Genomic DNA, 2,153 nt, shown 5'->3' with positions numbered 1-2,153 from the left:
GTAGGGTCGGCCACGGGCGCGGTGCTGGAACTGGTTGGGTTCCAGTCCGTTTCCCGTGACCGCCCTCCGAACCCGGCGTGCCCATTCCTGAGCACCGGGCTCTCCCCGAGTCAGCGGGCTATGCTGCGGTTTCGTTGTTCCATGGGGTCGGGATGCGGGTGCCGCGGTAGCGGTATCGGCTGACCTTCATCGTGTCGGCGTAGAGCAGTGTCACGTCGCCGTCGGTAGGCTTCCAGTCCGGGAAGTACTGTCGTCGCAGTTTCCGGACCGGGGTCTTCGGGTGGCGTTTCACCGTCCAGCCGAACACTCGCCGCCAGGTGTAGGCGGCGAGGTAGGCGAACGTGGTCGTGGATGCCGCGTGCCGGAAATACGTGCACCAGCCCCGGATCATGGGATTGAGAGTGCGCAGCAGGTTCGCCAGAGTCCTGGCGCTGTTCCTGCGAGTGGTTTCGCGGACCTTCCCGACGATCGAGGCCAGTGCCTTCTTCGCCGGGTAGGTGTAGACGAACCGTTTGTTCGGGGTTCCCTTCTTGTGGGACCGCTGGATGCGGAACCCCAGAAAGTCGAACCCGTCATCGATGTGCGCAACCCGGGTCTTGGTCTGCGACAGGCGCAGCCCGAGCGGGGCGAGCACTCCCGCCACTTCGTCCCGCAGCGCCTCGGTCTGGGCTGCGGTGCCGCGCACGAGGACGACGAAGTCGTCGGCGTAGCGGACCAACCGGCAGATCGGGACGCCCTTGCGGGCGGCGGTGTGACGCTGCTTGGGGCTCAGCGCGTTCCAGCGGCGCTCGAAATGCTCGTCGAGCACGCTGAGTGCGATGTTGGCCAGCAGCGGGGAGATGAGGCCGCCTTGCGGGGTGCCGGTGTCGTTGGGTTCCAGCTGCCCCAACTCGGTCATGACACCCGATTTGAGGAAAGCTTTCACCAGCGCAAGGACTTTCTTGTCTCCGACCCGCCGCCGCACCTGCCCCATGAGGGCGGTGTGGTCGATGGCATCGAAACACGCCTCGATATCGGCCTCCAGCACCTGCTCGTAACCACGCGAGGTGAACTGGTGAATCTCGGCGATCGCGTCCCACGCCCGTCTGCGCGGCCGGAACCCGTAGGAACACGGGTGGAAATCGGCCTCGAAGATCGGCTCGAGCACCAGTTTGAGCGCGGCTTGCACCACGCGGTCCCGGACAGTCGGGATGCCCAGCCGGCGCAGCTTGCCACCGGACTTCGGGATCATCCTCTCCCGCACGGGAAGCGGCACGAACCCCCCGGACAGCAGATCCCGGCGGACCCCGGCCAGGAACTCCGGAACACCGACGGTCTGCTCGATGTAGAAGACCGTGCGGCCATCCACTCCAGCGGTTTTCGCACCACGATTGCCCCGCACCCGTATCCACGCCGCAGCGAGGAATGCCGGGTCGGCGACCAGGTTGAACAAATCGCAGAAACGGCGGTCCGGGTCCTGGCCCGCCCACCTGTGCAGTTTCGTCTGGATCTCCCGTACCCGACCGGCCAGCCGGGGCTGCTCGACCGGAGCGACAGTATTCACCACCGCGTCTTCAGGCATTCCAGTCCTCTCCTGTGTGACTCGCTGCCGCCCTTCCCCCTGTGCCGGGCTTTCCCCGGCCCCGAGTACTACGGCGGCTCCGCCCCCGCCCGCTCCCGTCGGTGGACCGATGCACCTGACCGGCGGCCGCTCTGGCTCGGCGGCCGTGGTCGGAATCGGGCAGGTTCCCGTGTTCACTGATGATCGATCGGCAGGGTCGGTGCCCGACTGTGCCCCTGCGGCCATCCACAAGTACGCCGCAGACCTTCCTCGTGGCCTTCCGAACCTGCGGCCACGCCACGTTCGGAAGTTGCCCGTCACACGGATTCAACGACGGACACTCAGCCGCTTCCCGGCCCATATCCGCCAGGTTGGAGCCGGTTGAACACTGAAGGGGCTTTCTCGCCGGTTCCTGCACGTACACCTTTCTGCCTCGCTCGCCGGACCCGCACCGTCTGGCAGTGCCGACACATCCCGGCTTTGTCGGGGCTGCTCCCGCCCTCCCCGGCATCGACCCGGATCAGGCTGCCCCCAGCTTCATTCAGGTCGCTGCGACAACCCGAAGGTGCAGGTCTCTCACCTCCACTCGATCAATCAGCGCCTCACGGCGCAC

The 2,153-nt window shown here is 66.5% G+C and carries 1 protein-coding gene; it reads right to left on the bottom strand.

Features of this window, described 5'->3' with window-relative positions:
- Positions 1-118: 118 nt before the first annotated feature.
- Positions 119-1,561, bottom strand: a complete 1,443-nt coding sequence (gene ltrA / locus ACT89H_RS29285) for a group II intron reverse transcriptase/maturase (protein WP_445111902.1) — start codon at positions 1,559-1,561, stop codon at positions 119-121.
- Between the last annotated feature and the right edge of the window lie 592 nt (positions 1,562-2,153).

It is taken from the genome of Nocardia aegles (assembly GCF_052545135.1).
The sequence above is the reverse complement of the archived record's forward strand: the minus strand, read 5'-3'. Positions and strand labels throughout refer to the sequence as shown.